Origin of the sequence: Arenibacter arenosicollis, assembly GCF_014397245.1 — a bacterium.
GTDB lineage: Bacteria > Bacteroidota > Bacteroidia > Flavobacteriales > Flavobacteriaceae > Arenibacter > Arenibacter arenosicollis.
The window spans coordinates 31,131-49,608 of the sequence record NZ_JACLHY010000005.1 but is presented as its reverse complement, the minus strand read 5'-3'; the positions used below and the strand labels follow the sequence as shown (position 1 = coordinate 49,608).

Sequence of the window (18,478 nt, the reverse complement as noted above, 5' to 3'; positions counted from 1 at the left end):
GTTTGATGGCAACAAAAACATTTCGGACTATTTTAACCCTGCTAATTCTAGTATGTATATATTCCTGCAGCGTTGGGAAATTCATCCCTGAGGGCGAAACTTTATATACCGGTTCAAAGATTGATGTTACGTTTGACAAAGAGGTAAAAAATCAAAAAAAAGTAAGGCAAGAATTGAACACCTTAGTGGCCCCGGAGCCCAATACCCAATTTTTGGGATTGCGACCGGGCCTGTATTTTTATTACAAAGCACAAAAGAAAAGACCCGGTTTTATAAATCGATGGCTCAATAAAAAGATCGGGGAAGAACCAGTTTATCTATCCGATGTAAATCAGCAGCGAGTAAAACAACTAATGCTGAACAGACTGGATAATCGCGGGTTTTTCTATAGCAAAGTAACCTCTGAAGTAGATAGCACACAAAAACACGCTGCCATTAAGTACAACTTAACATTGCCAAAGCCCTACACTCTGGAAAAATTTGAGTTGGAAAAAGACTCCCTGCCCATCTATTCCGAAATTGAAAAAGCTTTGGAAGAAACAGAAATTAAGCTTGGAGACCGATTTGATCTTGAACTGATGAAATTTGAAAGGGAACGTATAGACCATGAACTTAAACAAAGGGGGTATTACAATTTTAATCCCGATTTTTTGATTTTTGAGGCCGATACCAATCGTTATGACAACAAAAAGTACGACCTCTTTCTACGTTTGAAAAGAAATCTCCCGAAAAAAACGGTAATTGCCTATACCATAGATTCCATTTCTGTTTACCCCAACTTCTCCATCGACACGGAAAAGGAGATCGACACCAATACAACAGTGGTCAACGGCATTAATTTTATTCAGGAAAAAGAATTCTTTAAACCTAAGAAAATGGAACCCTATATATTGTTTGGGGTATATCAGAAATATAATTCGGAAACGGCCAGGTTAACCAGTAATAGACTTTCGGCCTTGGGTAACTATAAGTATGTAAATATTCGGTTCAATGTAAAGGATAGCACCGAGCTTGACAGTACTGCTTCGTTGTACGCCGACATTTTACTTTCTCCGCTCACCAAAAGATCTGTAAGGGCGCAATTGCAGGCAGTAACCAAATCGAACGGATTTGCGGGTCCGGGAATATCTCTCACGTACAACAACAGAAACCTTTTTAAAGGGGGGGAAACATTAAGCATATCAGGCAATTTTGCCTATGAGACTCAGCTATCGGGTGGTAAAGGCACAGGCCTTAGCAGTATTGCGGGAGGTTTAAAAACCGATTTGGTCATCCCTAGGCTACTTCCCTTTTCCCCAAAACAATTTAAATACGCAGTTCCCAAGACCAAAATTAGCTTGGGAACCGATTTTCTAAAGCGCACCAAACTTTATACTCTAAATTCTTTCAACACCTCCTTTGGTTATACCTGGAATGCCAATAGGTTTGTATACCACGAGCTTAACCCCATTAGCATCAATTATGTAAACCTATCCAATACCACTGAAGAATTTACGGCCATTTTAGATAAAAATCCGTTTTTAAAACAAAGCTTCGACCAGCAGTTCATCGCTGGGCTAAACTATACCTTTACCTACAACGAACTGGTAGATGTGAATAACAATCACCCTATCTTCATTTCCACTAGCCTGGATATCGCCGGTAACACACTGAATCTTATTGGTGGGTCCGATAAAACGGTTTTTGGATTGGAATACGCACAATATGCCAAGGCCGATATCGATTTTCGTTATTATATAAAATGGGGCAAGGAACAATCACTCGTCAGTAGACTTTATGCGGGATGGGGCATACCTTACGGCAACTCTTCTACCCTACCCTTTGTAAAGCAATTTTTTTCCGGGGGTCCCTATAGTGTAAGGGCGTTTAAAATAAGGTCGTTGGGACCTGGAACATTTAGTTCTACTGAAAATGGGACATCTTCCTTTTTTGATCAGTCAGGAAATCTACGGTTGGAAGGCAATTTGGAATACAGATTCCCCATATGGTCCTACCTAAAGGGTGCCGTTTTCGCAGATGCTGGCAACGTATGGCTGACCTATGATATAGAGATACCGGAAGATGAACCGGCAGCCAGTCGTGAGTTTAATGAAGAATTGCTCGCCAAAGGAAAATATAGCTCCAATTGGGCCAAGGAATTGGGTATTGGCGTGGGCTTGGGCCTTAGGGTAGATATCCAAAGTTTTGTATTGCGATTCGATTTTGCATCGCCTTTACAGCTGCCCTACCTTCCTGAAGGAGAACGTATCAGAATTCCATTTTTTGATGGTGGAAGCAACAATGTCATCTTCAATTTTGCCATTGGGTATCCCTTTTAATGGTTCATAGAACTTAAAAACATCTCTTGTTTTATTAAGAAAATCATAAAGTTTTGCATCCAAATTAAATGGGTCAAAAATGTAATCTTTTGAATTATTGTCTAGTGGCATTTAGGTCTAATTTTATTAAAGATAAATTATTAACTCGTCTGCTTTTTAGTGCAGACCTTAAATAAAAAGACTATGAACAATGATCAATTAGAAGGAAAATGGAAACAAGTTAAAGGTAAGTTCAAACAGAAGTACGGCGATCTTACCGATAATGACCTAACTTATTCAGAAGGTAAGTTTGACGAATTCTTAGGCCGGTTACAAGAAAAAACCGGAAAGAGAAAAGAAGAATTAAAAGACGAAATCGACAGAATGTAGTGTCGAGCTCATAGTTCAATCACGTTACAACAACCCCTACAATCCTGTGGGGGTTGTTTTTTTAAGGAAGAATTGTAATTGATTAAACTTAAAAACTTGGGTCTTGCTTAAATCTGGGGCTTATCCAAAAATTGGGAAAAATCTGTGTTTAAATGGAGGTTTAAGTAATATTTACCCTGGGTTTCTCCTAATTATTTGGGCGTTCCCTCCTTCGTCGGTCGAGCCATTGGCTATATCGTTGGCCTAGCTGCGGGGATCTCGCCGCGGACCCTGCCTACAGCAGGCAGGCCTAAAGCAAAATAAAAGGTTCCAAAGAAAAAAACCAATAGTTATAAAGGGATGGAATTACAGGAGAAATTATAGCCTTTCCTTGCTATCCTTGGCGTATTCCTTTTTATACATGCGTACAACAATTAGGAAAAGACTAATAAGAAGGGGACCAAATATCAGACCTATAAATCCAAAAATGGGTACCCCAACAATTACTCCTATTAACGTAATCAATGGATGCACATTGTCCAATTTTTTAAGAATAAAAAGGCGAAATAGATTATCTGTTGCCCCAACCACAATAAAGCCATATAATAGAATTCCCCAAGCTTGGAATGCACTGCCCTCTGAGAGCGACAATATAAAAACAGGAAGAATACCCAACAATGAGCCTACGAATGGAATCATTGATCCTATGGTAACAATAACCGCCCAAAAGAACGGGGAATTAACGCCAAAAACTAAAAACCCCATTAGCGCGATAATCCCTTGTGCCAATGCCACTAAGGGAATTCCCAAAGCATTGGACCTCACCATTGCCCTAACTTCCTCTCCAATTATCTTTAGATTTTCCTTTCCAATAGGAATATATTTAAATAAGGATTCCCGTAGCTCCCGTCGGTTGGTCAACATATAAAAAAGCATAAAATACATGATAGCAATGGAGATGAACATATTAAAAGTTCCTCCAGCAAATCCTTGTAGGTTGGTGGAAAGCCAGGAAGAAACTGCACCTGCATCAATTTCGGAAGTTAAGTCATATCCAACCAAATCCTCCCATTTGGTCAACTGCGATTTCACCGCAGAGATTACCCGCTCTGAATTTTGCACTGCATTACTAATTTTTGTACCCAGCATAAACACAATTCCCGAAACCGGGAGCAAAATGCATACAAAGGATATCACCAACAATACGGTGGCTGCCAGATTGGGATGCCAGCCCTTTTTAACAAGTTTGGCCATGGGTGCCTTTAGAAGTACATAAATTGTTATGGCTCCCAAAACTCCAGTAAAATAAGGGAGAATGGCTTGAAAAATTAAACCGCCCAGCATTAGGATAATCAGTATAATGAACAGCTGGCGTATTACATTGGGATCAATATGTTTCATAGTTCATTTGCTGTAGGTTTTATTAAAAAGCCTAACGTACCGTGTAAATTAATAAAGCCTCAAAACCACCAACATCCGAAGTATAAAACATCCTATGATAGATATTCTTACGAGGAAAAGATGGGGCCTACTGTATGAGGATGTACGGATAAAAGTCTCGATTGGAATCGGGAAAAATTGGATGGTTGAAAACCTCAAAGAAAAAAATGAGGAAGCCTAAGTTAAAACAACCCAACCCCTTATGGCATAAGCCCTATGACGAGGCTGGGTCATTCCTCTCCCAATCCACCAAACTATATGTTTTATAAGGGTTTTCTCCCCGATATAATATTGTAAAGAACGGCAATTACGGCTATGACCAGGAGAATATGAATTAAACTACTGGATCCCATTCCGGCAATGATACCGAAAAAACCCAAGGCCCAAATGATAATACTAATTACAGCGATCAACCAAAGAATACTTCTCATAATTTTAAGTTTTAGTGATTAGAAATTTATGTCTAAAAATCAGCCTTCAGCCCACCTTATAATGTCCTAAAGAACTTAATTCTAAACACTTATAAAATTATACACTTGAATTGATGAAATGTAATGCATTAGATAAATTTATTAATGCAATCCATTGAAATGTTAAAGGAAAGTGGTTGATAATCTGCTAAGCTTGTAAAGCAAAACTAGAAATTTTACGTTTAATCACCTCTTGGGTTCTAAGTGTATTTTATGCCTCCTATTTACTAAAAAAGAAAAGCAACTTATTAAGGCTATAAGATACCCAATGCCTGGTTTCGGGCTCAATTAGCCCCAATACGGCTTCGCTTTATGGTTTCGTTCCTGTCTATGGGCTCTTAAAAATTTATATCCAGTTTGATGACATTTTTAGTTTTTTTCGATTCTTTAGAAAAACACCTAATTATGAAGACTTTTAAACTTGTAGTACTTTTTTCAGCCTTTATTCTTGCATGTTCTTGCAGCAAAGATGAAGTGGAGGAATCAGCTTCTTCGCTTAAAACTACCACCTCCCAAATTTGTGCAAATGTGCAAGGTGCATCGGCAATTTATTGGGATTTCTCCCATGGCCTGCCAACACCCCTAAGACAGGTTCCATTACTAAAAAATCCCGGACAACAATTTATCCATAGTCAATTGCCCTTACTTGGATTTACCATCCCACAGGGGTTCAACGCCTTTGAGGTTACCAATCCGCTCACCGCTACTCTGGGAGTAAACGTTGTACGGAACGACAATAATGTAGTCTATAGATGGGTACCGAACACAAGAGTTTTTGGCACAGTATCAACTACGGCCATTATTGCTAACGAGATCAACAATATGTTCGCCCATTATGGATTTAATGGTACGCCAGAAGTTCTTTGTACTACTACATCAAATACTACCTTTGAAGGCATTCCAATGACGTTTACTGCCCGTTTGTTGCGCTTTGGGAATATTACCGGACAAGTATGGGTCCGATCAACTTATATTGCAGAAAGCACCTTCTCTACAATCTCCGTTACCGCAGCACCTACCAGCGAATTCGATACTCAAGTATTCGATACCTTTTTGCCAATTAATTTTCAGCTGTACGTTGGTAGTGGAGGAAGCGCCGAGGATAAGGACGGTGATGGGTTCTCCGTCCTGGAGGATCCGGACGACAATGACCCCAATGTCCCTATAAAACAGGGGTAATTTAGTTGTGCCTGGTTAGTATTAGTTCAAAGGCCTTCCTTTCTTGGAAGGCTTTTTTTATTATTCAGTATCAACCATAATACCAAAAAACCTACTGCAATGCCAATAGTCCACCATACCCAATTTGTAGAGCCGGAAAGTTGAAGCGGTGCCGTTTCGCCCATCAAAACCAGACCGGCCCAATATTGTGGGTGTGCTGTACGCCCTTCCGCGGTTGACAGATACTCAAGCTTTGCCTCTCTCAAGGCCTTGTCCTTATTAAGTCCGTTGGCCAAATTTTCATAAAATAAGGCAATTATTTGATTGCTGGACTGTTCATCAATACTCCAAAGACTGGTCAATATACTCTCGCTTCCTGCATAATTAAAGGCGTGGGCCAAGGAAATCATTCCTTCCCCAGCCTGCAACGTAGGTTTGCCCGTTTCACAGGCCGTTAAGATAGCTAGGTTAGAACTTAGGTCTTGGTCGTAGATTTCATAGGTGTATAGATAATTATCATTTATATCGATGGAATCCCCAACATTCTTCGCAAAAATTAATCTCGACAATTCAGGATTAACATTATTTGATTCCGCATGGGTGCCCAGGTGGATAATCTTGTGTTCCTTGGCCGTGCGACCAAATACCTTTTTAGAGGCATCTTTGTTCAAAAATGAACTGCCATGGAATTTTTTAGTGAATTTCGTGACAAGATCAGTACTGAAAGGTTGCGGCAAAAGGGTCAGATAAGTATGGTCCAACTCTAGGGAATCGGTAATGGCTATCAGGTATTCGGCCTTCATTTTTGAATTAAAACCGGGTGCGTAGGCTACCATCACCTTTTCAAAATCGAGTAATTTTCTATCTTTTTTTAGAAGTAATAAGCTGTAGTTATAGGAAATATCATATTTGGCCAAAAGCCCCTGGGTTGCCAATTCTTTAAACGATTCAATTTTGTTGGGTGTTAAAAGATCAAAGCTTAAATTGAATAATTCCCGGTCAGGAAAAATAATTACCTTTTCGGTCTTGATCTTAGACGCAAACGGCTTCCAAAGAGCATCGTATAGGGAAATTGCCATATCCGATACCTGACCAATTGTGGCATTGTCAGCATTCAATGCCCCAATCTGATCCAAATTTCCATTATGATCCAATTTAATCAGTTCCTGGTTATGGGCATCAATAATGAATGCATACAAATGATCTTCAATAAACAAATAGCGTATCAGCGTTGAGCCTTGTGGAATTTTCTGTTGCAGGTCGGTTATGTCCTCTGTAATGGACGCATATCGCATTTTGTAATATTCTGGATAGAAAGTACGAAGCGAATCCAAAAACAGGTTCCAGGCTTCCGTTTGTTTGGTATAGGAATTTATTTCAATTCCAATGTGATATTCAGGACTGAATAATATTTCATTGATTGTTTCCTTCAATCCAATCTCACGTAGTCTAACATTTTCGGGAATATTTGAGATTTCAGGATTCTTGAGGTTTAGTCGAGTTCTAATTCTATTATAGATGGCAGATTCGTGAAGTTGTAAAATCTTGTCCAGATATTTTGAATCTTTGGTTTTACCATAAATCTCCAAGTACAATTTCTTTGCAAAGTCAAAAACCTCTGTATTACTGGCCATCAAATCACTGATTTCGTCATTGTGAACCACAAAAGATTTTCGTTCCTCCAAAACTTGGATGGCTTCATCCAATTCAAGAACCAATGGTTTTAAGGAGGCTTCGGTCTTATCACTTAGCAATTCATATTGCGATTTAACATGAAGTAAAATAACCCAAGACCTGTTTCCTTCAAAATAAAGTTTGTTCAGCTTATCCGCCGCTTCTTTATTTTTATAAAGATCAAGGCTTTTTTGAGTATAGGCCAAGGACATTTGGTAATCCTTGTTGATAAACGCCACTTGAGCCAAAGAAAGTAGGGCTTCATTCGTCAAAAACCCAAATTCCCCATATTCCCGTTTATTGTGTTCATAAACCTTCAATGCCGTCTCTATGGCCAATTCGGACTCACCGTTATTTGCATAGGCCTTCGCCAAATTCATTAAATTGTATAATTGATTTTGGTCATACCCATCGGGGTGACTTAAGTCATAATTATCAAAGGCTTTTTGATAGTACGATATGGCCTTTTGGTACTCTTTGAGCTTTACGTAGTAATCACCGTAAACCGATTCAAACTGGGCATGCCAAAGGTAATTGTCCCCCGCTATTGTTTTTAAAGAGGCCTCCGCCTCTTCCAAATATATTTTCGCCGATTCTGGCTCAGAGGTGTAAACATGAGCCTCTGCCATCATCAACATAGCAGTGAAATAACTTACTGTATTGGGTGAAAAATTGGCCTTTGCGTGTTTATATCCTATGCCGGCAAATTGCTTAGCCTTTTGTTTGTCGCCCATGTCATTATATAAACTTCCTATATTCCTGTAGGTTATGGATAGATTACCATGAACCCGAGAGGTAAGTGGATGGTTATTGGTATTGGCCAAAAATGAATGGAACTTTCGGACGCTTTCAAGTGAAAGCTCCATAGCCTTGGCATAATCTCCCGTAGATTGTTTTACCATGACCCAGTTCCCATAAATAGTTGCTGGCAGGTAATATTCTGTCTCCGGATTCTTTTCCAATTCCTTCAAGGCTTCAATGGCCTGCTTAAAATAATAGTTGGCACTATCTTCTTTTGAAGTAAAATGCATGATGGAGGCCTTGTAATTATAAACTCTAGGAGCTAAGGCAAAAGCAATTTTCGGGTTAGCCTTTAGAATCTGCAATGAATTGTTATTGTGATCTGCCAAAAGGTTGAAATCTCCCCGTTTCATTCCAAATTCACTGAGATAGAATTCAGATTCCAGTAGCATTTGAACATCCTTGAGCCTTTTTGCCAATTTATTTGCACTTTTGGCAAAATTATAGGCCATTTGGGCCCGTCCCTGATCGTTGTACAATAACGCCATTCCAATACTGGCCTTATATTCTGCCTCTCGAGAATTTGATTTTTGTACGCGATGATACAGGGCTATGGCTTTGGTAAACTCCGTGGCACTGTTGCCCAACAATTCAATTTTACCTTGAGGATATACAAAGGACGCTGCTGTTTCGAAATCTGCGTCCGCAAGGGATGTAGTAATCGATTCCGTCAACAAAGCTGAGGCCTGTGCAATACTGTCCGAATAAATATAACCGTTGATTTGAGCTATTGCCTCCCCTTTTGCCTGGGCCGTAGCAGTTTGATTTGTTAAGAAAACAAACAGGGCCAAGACCAAGAGAAAGGATAGCCGTTGTATCATTTTTTGGGCAAATGGTTTAAAAGCTCCTTACTGGCTTCTTTTTTGGACAGCTCCAAAAGACTTTTGGCTTCCGGGATGGCTCCCCGTTTAAGTGCCTCCAATCCCAAATAGAAATAGGCCTCATCTTCGAAAACAGATCCTTTATTGGCAATGACCTTTAAGAAACCAGCATTGGCCGCCTTCTCGTCACCTATGGCCATTTGTGCGGAGGCCAGAAAATAATTGAGGGTATCGTTCTGTTGTTTTGTTACTAATAATTTTTTCCATTTTTCAATGGCCTGGTCATAATCTCCATGTTTATAAGCTACCATGGCCTCATAAAAGTCATAATTGTTTGTGTCGCCCATCACGGTGGGCAGTCCAGGATCTGGCGAATAGAATTCGTCAAAGAGTTTTTCAGTTTTGTTCCCGCCATTAAAATACCAGATGCCCCCTAGTGAAAGTAACAAAATGACCGAGGCTGCAATACCATAATTGATTCGGAAAGGAAACCGTTTTTTTGATGTTGCCTCTTTCGAAGAATAAGTTTCAAAAGTTTTGTGGTACTCGTTCATCCTTTCGTGTAAACTTGCCTCTTCCACGGCGGAAAATAGTTTCTTGAATTCATTAAATTCAGCGTTAAGGGAGGCATCGGCATCCAACTTTGCCAAGAAAGCGAGTTGTTCGGCTTTGTCCATTTCGTTCAACAGGTATCTTTCAAAAAGCTCCTGTTTTTCCTGCGATATGTATTTGGGGTACTTATCCATTGCTTTTGATTTCTAGGCTCAATAGCCTTAATTTTTCCATACATCGGTACTTCTGATTTCGAACCGAGGCCGAAGTTATTTGTAATTCACTTGAAATTTCGTCCATCGATTTTCTCTCATAATAGAACAGTTTCAATACCATTTTACATTTTTCACCCAATTGCTTAAAGGCCCTTTGCATTGCCACCATTTCATCCTGATCTTGACTAGGTTCACTTTCCTCTTCTTCCACATCTAGCCGCAGATGAATTACCTTGTCAACCCTGGTCGTTTTTTTATACCTTGAAGAACGCAAATAATCCAACCATTTGTTTTTTGCGATAGTAAAGAGATATGCTTCTACGTTTAGTCCATTATCTTTCTTAAGTTTTCCATCCTTAACATTTTTCCAAGTGGCTACAAAAGCTTCCTGGAACATGTCCTTGGCCTGATCCTCCACACCATTGTTCTGTAAAATGAAATGCCTTACTTTAGGATATACCCCTTCATACAGCGATCTAAGTACAAGGTCGTTGTTTTGAAGAACCCCAACGAAGGTTTCTTCTTGCGTTCGGGCGAGGAATTGATTGGTTTTGGTCTGGTTCATTGCTGGCTAAAATAGCACTGTTAATTTACAGATTTTAACCGTTCACCCCTAGAAATTACGCTGAAATTGTATCAATTCAAGTTACAAGGGAGATTGTCTATTTTTTAATCCATATATACCTTAAATATATCTTGCTTTTATAACCGTTTACATTTACCAACCTCCGTTCTTTTATTCTGATACCGCGCAGAGTATTTACTTCCACTTTTAATAACAAATAGTAACCGTTGCAAAGCCTTGTACGGAATTAAGGTAACCTTTCATTTTACCAATATCCGGATGATTACTACAAGCTGCCCCATTACCTAATCCTGAATAAACTTGGAACATATTGCCAACCCTTTTGACCTGAACTGTATCAAAGTTCTCGTTGGTCCAACTAAAACCACTGAGATTGAAATATGAATTGTTAGACCCAATATAGACATCAGTCCATTGAACCGAATAACTTTTGGCATCTTCATCTATCGGTACATATACAATCACGTTGCCCATGTAAGCAGTTCCCCCTGCTTCCGGCGGGCAATTATTTGCAGTCTCGGGGTTTTCAAATAGCTTACTTAGAGGATAGAGTTCAAAGTCACATTCTTCATTATTTTTGGTAATTACAATCGCCTGTGCATCGTCAACCAATTGATAATCTCCGGTACCCAACTTAGTTTTGGCATAAATATCCACACTTACCTCGTCCACTCCCATTTCTACTTCCTTATCTTGACTTTGGTAGAAGATGGAATCATCGTTATAGCGCGTTTCTACCATATTTCGGCCACTCAACTGTCCGTATTTTCCCGATGTCCTCCAAACAAGTTTATAATCGGTTGTCTCACTGGGTATGACTGTCATACCATCATTATGACGTATTCGCAGTATAACGTTTCTACCACCTTCAATATAAACTTCATCCGGGCTAATAACAAAGCTTCTCTTTTTGATATTTACCTTCATTTCATCGGACCCAACCTCATCTCTTGTGCCATTGGCATTTTTTACATAAGCCGTTACGGTTACGTTTTCAATATTGTCACCATCGGAAAGTTCTGAATTCAAAGCCGCACTACTAAAAGAAATCGTTCTATTTGCAGTGGTTACAGATGTTCCGAAATTACTGGGATCTCCATTGATGTCCTGTATTCTACCACTGAAAGTGCCAGAAGTCCTCCATTCATACTCCAAAGTTTGTCCATTTTCTAGGTCGGCTGTAACCTGTACGGTTATGTCACCCACTTCATCCAGTAAAATGACCAAACACTCAGGACCAACCTTTACTTTTCCATCAGATGATTTTACAGTCCAACTTTCGAAATTTGAGGTATCCTTCATTCGGAAGTTATTGCACTTGTTGTTATAAGAATTAATATTGCGGTCAATGATACTTGTGAGTGCTTTTAAGCGTGCCTCACCTGTTTCTATAAGTTCTTGGCTTTGAATAAACGTATTGGGAAACTCGCCGCCATCAACCACATCATATACGTTTTTCAACAATTCGCGTAAATCGTTCGATTGACGAATATCTTCATATAGGAAAGGGATAAAATCTTTTGAAGCCGCATCAAAATCATTTTCCAGTACTTGAGCCAAAACGTTTGGGTTGGCTTCCAAATAAGGCATTACCGCATTGACCAAAGCACCTTCTTTAGCACTTCCGACTTTAGGCAACAAGCCTTTGTTCCCCCCAATATCCAAAAGAGTGGGAAGAAAATTATCAAGTATAAAGGCCTCCTTTGAAAGTTGTTCAAATTTTGCCCTCTCTGCCGGGGTGAAGTCCCTGCTATTACCACTTGCTCCAGTTCCAGGCCCAACAACAACTAACTCATATTCTGCCGAAAGTTCACCTTCTTCTAAAGGAAGATTGATAGAACCTGAGGTTGTCGTGTTTTCAATATTGGATTTAGCAGCAACAGTGCACTGCTGCTGAATGCTGGCTGATCCGTCTTGAAGGCCTGAGTTTCTACCTCCTGGGGCCAATTTAAAATCAGAGACAGCCTTAGCCGTATAATTGGGTAATTGGGTCACATTTCCGTTTTCGTCTGTAGAAGATTTTTTGTAAACAAAGGTATGAGCTCTTCTGGGATACGAATTTTGAACCTGTACGTTAAACGCATCCACATCAGAAACGGTAATACCACTTCTTGTATCACCGCTATCCACTTCAATACGTGCGGTAAGGTCAATTGTTTCTTTAGTGGATATTTCATCGATTTTAGCGTTCAATATACTTTGATAAGTGCCTTCTGTATACATTAAAGGGTTGTTTCCAAAAAGGGTTTCGATATTAGACACAAAGTCTGAGAAACCTGCCACTTGTTGAACTGCTCGGAGATATGGTTTCTTGATTTCCTCTGGTAAAAGTTGGTAGCCCAGACCGAAATATAACATTACTTCCGCAGTTGTTGCTGCTGATATTTCCTTGCGTTCATCGGTCAAAAAACCAGCCAACAAAAGATTGTCATCCAAATCCATTAAATATGCCAACTGAACCGTACCCTTATTAAACGGGAGATTTCCCATGCTCGTTGCAGCAACCGAGGAAGAACTTGCAAGGCTGAAAGCTGTTGTTGTCTTCAATTCGATTTCACTTCCTTGAGGAAAGATAATTTTAACATCAACCATTTCAAACTGCCTATTGCCAGGATTACTAGGTTCCTGGGGTTTTGTAGGGTTTTCACCGGGGCCAACTAGTGGTGGAATGATGGGATCATCTTTGCTACAACCCAACGAAAGAACGAAGGTTATAAGCATAAATATGATAATTTGTTTTGTCTTTTTCATTTGGTTTTTCTTTAAGTTTCAATAGATTATTTTAGGCTTTAAAACAAAATTGAAAACAATCGTACCTTTAATGTCCTTAAGGATTCATTCTTTTTTAGTCGTATGCCAAGTACCAGAAGTCCCTTCCTGATCACTTTTCCATGTTCCTGAACCTGAATCAGAAGTGAATTGACCGGTAAAACTTCTGCCATTACCTGTTGTTTCAATAACGGCAGTAATTTTTCCCGAGGTCGCAGTGTTTCCATTTATAGAAAATGTGCCCTGCAAATTGGTTGAAGTAGCAGAACCAGTAACCTTTCCATCCGGATAAATATAAACACCGAATGTGCCTGAATCGTCGCCATCATAGACTCCGAACCAATTTCCGTAAAGGTCAATTTCCGTTTCGTCCTCATCACTGCCACTGGAACATCCAAGGACCAATAAAGTCATAAACATCGTAATAATTTTAAATGTAGTTTTCATAGGAATTTAGTTTAATTATTTTAAGAATATCGATTGAGATTAAAAATGTCATCACCCCAATAAAAGGATCAATAATCATCCAAGACTTTCGTCCATTCTGTATTGTTGTCAAGGCCGGCATTGGGATTGTAAAACAAATCGTTACTTTTTATGTAGTTGCCATTGTTATCCATCCAATATTCTTTGGCCCCGGATTCTACCTGATAATTGTATCCATTGGGGTTTGCCACTGTTTCTTCTTCTTTGATCATGTTCAAAAAGCTTTGTTGACCATTACCTGAATAAGAACTTGAGGTACTGCCGTTGCTTCCAAAATTATTGTTCATAAAATTGGCATGACTAGCATCCCGTGCAGCGGACATATCTGCCATTCGTTTTTGATGGGCATCAAAACTTGCCTGTCTGTCTCTCATTTTATATTGATGTGTCTGGGCCATTGCCCTGGTAGCATTGTCCATATTTTCGATTTGCAATTGGTGCTGTCTTCTGTTTTCCATCTGCCTTTTATTGTTGATGCTTGCCACATGGTTCTTCCATTCAGAATTTTCCTTGGCTTGAATGTTAGCGTTTACAAAGGATTCAATAACCTTCTCAAAACGTTCATTATCGGCTATTAGGAAGTCCGTAGTATACAGCCAAATATTGGCCACATCTCCAGTGAAAAGTGGTTGTTGCATTTGAACGTATGAAATAATAACAAGACCCTTTTGATTATTGGCTCCCTTCCATTACGTAGTAAGAACTTTTGTTGCTGCCTGTGGGGCAGACTCATGGACCTTTTGGGCAAAAAAACGATTTAATTCAGGTAAAGGCTTCTGCCTCTCAAAGGAAAAACCTTGAGGAGCCATCATTGGCTTTATTTCCTTTTCAAGTATTTCTTCAAGGGATACCAATGACCGCACATTTTGCATACCAGATTTGCGCATATTTTGTTCTATTTGTGGATTGGGAGAAGCGTAGAACATTTTTAACGGTGTATTAAAAATCTTGGTGTTGGATGGCCCCTGAATCTGGTAAAGGAAAAAGGGAATTAAGGGGTCTACATCATATTGAGGCTTGTAAACAACTTTCCAGTCGCTAGGATAATCTATCTTAGAAACCACAAAACCTGATTTTGGATCCTTAAATTCATAGGACTTCGAATCGTTCCCAAAAAAGGAAGCAATCCCAGTTCCTGAATCAGATCCGGAACTGAAGTCGGAATCGGTGCTAAAATTGTTGTTTTCAGTGTTTGGCCCCAAACAGGAAAAGAATATGAGCGTAAAAAATAGTGCTGCGGGCAAATGAAACTTTTTCATGATATGGTGTTTTTTAGGTGTTACACCTTACTATCGTTTCATTATGAAATTGTCATCAATATTTTATTCAAAATTTAACTTTCCCCTATAGACCTAACTCTACCCCATTTCTTTGTAATCATATGATATCTAATGATGTCATAGAAATTTCATAAAAACAATTAATAGAAGAACAATGCTTTAGGATTACTTGATTAGTGGTTCGTAGGGATTATAGAATTTGGATAATCCCAATGAACACTCACGGAAAATAGAAAAGTTAGGGCTACTTTTTGTGCCTTTTACTGTATTAAATTAGGGAATAAATCAAATACAATTCATTATATTCTTCATTATTATTGAAGAGATAATTGAAGATGTCCGAATTGAGACTCTTGCTAATTTAATTTCATTCCCCCACTTATAAAATACTTTTGCCATAAATTCATCATACTTTTCTCGAATACCTTCAAAGGTTTTTTTTACCATTATGTCCGGTATATTTCCTATACGATGAAGCCTAGAATTATAGATCGTTGTACAGGTTTTTCCATTCATCCATTGTCATTTTCATAACCCTCAATTTTTCTTCTTATAAAAATTTTTTATTGATGTTGTCAAACAAATTTAGCGTCATTTTTACCATCTGTCAGTTCACGATAAAGCTCATACGAACTTCTTTCTACCCAACATTCCGAGAGCCTATTGCCATCTACCTTCCAAATGGCTATTCCCGAAAATGAAATAAATTTTTGGTCAGGATTCAGGCCAAAGAGACCGTTGTTCTGGCCTGAACAGACCCACCGTGAAACAACCTTGCTTTCAAGCTTATCATAAAATATATCCACATTTTCAGTTTTGGCATCCAATAGTGATTGTTGAAATACTCCTACCCATTCTTTAAATTTGTCCCTTCCTTTTATTTTGACACCCCCGGTGGTAATGGTATAATCTTCTGTCATTAATTCATCAATTGCCTCCAGCTCATGCGGATGGTGCCAAACACGGTCGAAAAATTCCAAGATAAGTTGATCCGGTCTTTTTTTTGAATTTTGGTGTTCACGTTTTTTCATGATTACAATATTATGATTAAAATAGTCTACTCTAATTTAATACAGATTTTTCCAAAATGGTCGCCTTTTTTGAGTAGCAAGAGTGCTTCAGGAACCTTCTCAAATGGAAAAACCGTATGGATGATTGGTTTAACCCTATGTAAATGCATTGCGGCCAACATTCTTCCGTACATTTCTGTCGACCCGGTTTCAACGCCCTGTATTCTGGCGGCTTTGCTCATAATCATTCCGGTATCGATAGACCCATGGATTCCTGCGATAACCCCTACCATGCTTACAATCCCCTCACTTTTTATACATTTCAATGACTCCGTAATATGATCTCCCTCCACAACATCAACCACCTGATCCACTCCTTTCCCCTCCGAAATCGTTAATACCTCTTTAATCCAATCCTTGTTTTTTTTATAATTGATGATATGGTGCGCTCCTAGCTCTTTTGCTTTTTTAAGTTTTTCATCACTGCTTGAGGTAATGATAATATGATACCCCGACAATTTTGAAAATTGTAAGGCGAAAAGGGAAACCCCTCCCGTTCCTATTATTAAAATAGTATTACCTAATTTTAATGTGGATTGCTCAATGACGGCGTTCCATGCGGTAAGTGCCGCAACAGGTAAGGTAGCTGCCTCTTCGTAGGAAAGATAATCTGGAAATTTGGAAAGGGCATTTTCCGGTAATACCACGTATTCCGCCAAAACCCCGTCAAGTGATGAACCACCTAAGGTGACGATAATCTTCTCTGGTGCTAATTTTCCCGATTCCCAATTAGGGGAGATCAAACTTGTGACTCGATCACCTACCTTGAATTTTGTTATTGAACCTCCAATTTTTATTACCTCACCTGCTCCATCCGATAAGGGAATTCTGTCTTCTATAGGAGTCCATTGACCTATTCCTTCGATAACCAATAAATCCCTATAGTTTAAGGATACGGCATGTATTCTCACCAAGACCTCGTGCTCATTTATTGAAGGTACTTGACCTTTCACCTGAACAAGGATACCGTTTATAATTTTATATGTATTCATCTGAATCCAACCAGTATTTTATGATGTTATATACATTGCCAACAATTAATGATAGGTATATTTAAAAGATTGTTATTTGCCTACCTATTTCTGTCAAACTTCCACTTGGTATTCGGCACTTATATCATTTGTATGCCAATTCCACCTCTTTCAACATTACATCCAATTGAGCCCTGTTGAACCATTTGCCCTTTAACATGACTCCTACAATGGTTTGGGTGTTCTTAATATTATCCAGCGGATTTTTATCAAGTAATACCAGGTTGGCATTCTTGCCCACTGAAATTGTGCCTTCAGATGCATATTTGTTTAAATACCGGGCCGGGTTAACGGTGCTTGCCAATAGGATGTTGTATGGTGCAATGCCGGCGTCCTGTAAAAACTGGAACTCCTTGTGTAGCGAAAAACCTGTGATTACCATTCCATAGGTATCACTACCGCTTAGTAGTTGAACGCCATTATCAACTAAAATACGGGCAAATCCTTTCAGCCATAAGAAGTAGTCCCCGAACAGGGTGTCCGCTTTTATCCCCTCAAATTCATGATTTTTCATTTTACGATAGTCATTTTTTTCCGTCAGAAAGTTTTCCCGCTCTTGTTTGGGCAGATATTTTACCAATTCATGCTTTTGAAGTGCAGCAAATTTTTTATCATCCAAACATTGGTTTATGAAATCAAATACAACCAAGGTGGTACCTATATAAATATCACTTTGCTTTACTTGTAGCGCTATGCCATTTAAATCGGCCAAATCCTCCTTAAAAAGCTTTTTCCCTCCATAGCGCCCTGAAATATACAGGAACTCTTCTACATGTTCGATCGATTTCATACGCAACGAATATTCGAGTGGTAGGTTTCGTTGGGCATGCCCGATTATGGGAAATCCGTTCTTCTCGCCTTCTTCCAATAGTTTTAAATAAATTTCTAAGGGAAGGTTGTCTGCGATTTTTAAAAAGTCATAACCTTTTTCTTGGTGTGATTGGACCACTTCCATCACTTGCTCCTCCGATTGAAGACTCATCGCTTGAAGATAGGGGCCAGTTGTAAAATAGTTGGGACCAATTAAATCACCCACTAAAATTCTATTCTTAATTACGACTTGATCTTGCCCCTTACGTTCGGCCATGTTTCTTACCGTAGTGATACCATTGGCTATCAACAGTTTAAAATCGTTGATTGGATCATTGTTTCTTAGGTGATAGTGCATCTCCGACAATCCCGGTATCAAGTACTTTCCGGTTCCATCGATAGTTAGGTTCGCCTGATATTGAATTGCGCTGGAAGTAGGCTCTACCTTAACTATTTTTCCATCTGAAATTATGACCCGTTGCGTATCGAGAACAATTTCTTCTGTCATTGGAATAACATTTACATTCTCTATTGAAATAATGCACGGACTTTGCCCAAAAAAGTTATGAGTACCAAGCGTAAAAAAAATAAAAACCAATTGATTCATAAGATAAATCCGTTTTCTACAGTAAAGTTCCATAGGATGTCT

General features: G+C 39.0%; 16 protein-coding genes. 4 read left to right on the top strand and 12 right to left on the bottom strand.

Translation table 11 applies throughout. The features are described 5' to 3' along the window. Window positions 1-5: 5 nt before the first annotated feature. A complete protein-coding gene (gene tamL, locus H4O18_RS07120; RefSeq protein WP_187582877.1) occupies window positions 6-2,318 on the top strand; it encodes a translocation and assembly module lipoprotein TamL in 2,313 nt (770 codons plus the stop codon). A 183-nt stretch (window positions 2,319-2,501) separates the two neighbouring features. After that, the gene (locus tag H4O18_RS07115) at window positions 2,502-2,687 is read left to right on the top strand and encodes a CsbD family protein (protein ID WP_187582875.1); all 186 of its coding nucleotides are present in this window, start codon (window positions 2,502-2,504) and stop codon (window positions 2,685-2,687) included. A gap of 357 nt (window positions 2,688-3,044) precedes the next feature. On the opposite strand, the gene H4O18_RS07110 is transcribed toward H4O18_RS07115, so the two are convergent. Beyond that, window positions 3,045-4,067, bottom strand: a complete 1,023-nt coding sequence (locus tag H4O18_RS07110; protein ID WP_187582874.1) for an AI-2E family transporter — start codon at window positions 4,065-4,067, stop codon at window positions 3,045-3,047. A 94-nt stretch (window positions 4,068-4,161) separates the two neighbouring features. Between H4O18_RS07110 and H4O18_RS22355 the strand changes: the two genes are divergently transcribed. Beyond that, window positions 4,162-4,287, top strand: a complete 126-nt coding sequence (locus tag H4O18_RS22355; protein ID WP_281387294.1) for a hypothetical protein — start codon at window positions 4,162-4,164, stop codon at window positions 4,285-4,287. A gap of 82 nt (window positions 4,288-4,369) precedes the next feature. Here H4O18_RS22355 and H4O18_RS07105 read toward each other — a convergent pair whose 3' ends face one another. Next, complete coding sequence (locus H4O18_RS07105) at window positions 4,370-4,537, bottom strand: lmo0937 family membrane protein (RefSeq protein WP_187582872.1); 168 nt, start codon at window positions 4,535-4,537, stop codon at window positions 4,370-4,372. A 444-nt stretch (window positions 4,538-4,981) separates the two neighbouring features. Between H4O18_RS07105 and H4O18_RS07100 the strand changes: the two genes are divergently transcribed. Then, complete coding sequence (locus H4O18_RS07100) at window positions 4,982-5,755, top strand: hypothetical protein (RefSeq protein WP_187582870.1); 774 nt, start codon at window positions 4,982-4,984, stop codon at window positions 5,753-5,755. Window positions 5,756-5,781: 26 nt separating this feature from the next. On the opposite strand, the gene H4O18_RS07095 is transcribed toward H4O18_RS07100, so the two are convergent. The 10 genes from H4O18_RS07095 to H4O18_RS07050 all read right to left on the bottom strand — a co-directional run bounded on the left by H4O18_RS07095 (window position 5,782) and on the right by H4O18_RS07050 (window position 18,337). Further along, entirely contained in the window at window positions 5,782-9,030 is a 3,249-nt protein-coding gene (locus H4O18_RS07095) for a CHAT domain-containing protein (RefSeq protein WP_187582868.1), read from the bottom strand. Then, the gene (locus H4O18_RS07090) at window positions 9,027-9,776 is read right to left on the bottom strand and encodes a tetratricopeptide repeat protein (RefSeq protein WP_187582866.1); all 750 of its coding nucleotides are present in this window, start codon (window positions 9,774-9,776) and stop codon (window positions 9,027-9,029) included. Before H4O18_RS07090 ends, H4O18_RS07095 begins: the two co-directional genes overlap by 4 nt. After that, window positions 9,769-10,362, bottom strand: coding sequence for an RNA polymerase sigma factor (locus H4O18_RS07085; RefSeq protein WP_187582864.1), 594 nt, complete (start codon window positions 10,360-10,362; stop codon window positions 9,769-9,771). The genes H4O18_RS07090 and H4O18_RS07085 overlap by 8 nt, the downstream gene beginning before the upstream one ends. 207 nt (window positions 10,363-10,569) lie before the next feature. Continuing rightward, window positions 10,570-13,134 carry a hypothetical protein gene (locus H4O18_RS07080; protein WP_187582862.1) on the bottom strand — a complete coding sequence of 855 codons (2,565 nt, stop codon included), beginning with the start codon at window positions 13,132-13,134 and terminating at the stop codon, window positions 10,570-10,572. 84 nt (window positions 13,135-13,218) lie between these two features. Beyond that, window positions 13,219-13,599 carry a hypothetical protein gene (locus tag H4O18_RS07075; RefSeq protein WP_187582860.1) on the bottom strand — a complete coding sequence of 127 codons (381 nt, stop codon included), beginning with the start codon at window positions 13,597-13,599 and terminating at the stop codon, window positions 13,219-13,221. A 68-nt stretch (window positions 13,600-13,667) separates the two neighbouring features. Continuing rightward, window positions 13,668-14,276 (bottom strand): hypothetical protein, encoded by a 609-nt coding sequence (locus tag H4O18_RS07070; protein WP_187582858.1) that lies wholly within the window; start codon window positions 14,274-14,276, stop codon window positions 13,668-13,670. Between the two features lie 51 nt (window positions 14,277-14,327). Next, window positions 14,328-14,897, bottom strand: a complete 570-nt coding sequence (locus H4O18_RS07065) for a hypothetical protein (protein WP_187582856.1) — start codon at window positions 14,895-14,897, stop codon at window positions 14,328-14,330. Between the two features lie 596 nt (window positions 14,898-15,493). Next, complete coding sequence (locus H4O18_RS07060) at window positions 15,494-15,949, bottom strand: ester cyclase (RefSeq protein ID WP_187582854.1); 456 nt, start codon at window positions 15,947-15,949, stop codon at window positions 15,494-15,496. Window positions 15,950-15,975: 26 nt separating this feature from the next. Further along, on the bottom strand, window positions 15,976-16,980 hold the full coding sequence (locus tag H4O18_RS07055) for a zinc-dependent alcohol dehydrogenase family protein (protein ID WP_187582852.1): 1,005 nt from the start codon (window positions 16,978-16,980) through the stop codon (window positions 15,976-15,978). 124 nt (window positions 16,981-17,104) lie between these two features. Then, window positions 17,105-18,337, bottom strand: coding sequence for an amidohydrolase family protein (locus H4O18_RS07050; protein WP_246474078.1), 1,233 nt, complete (start codon window positions 18,335-18,337; stop codon window positions 17,105-17,107). Window positions 18,338-18,478 lie beyond the last annotated feature (141 nt).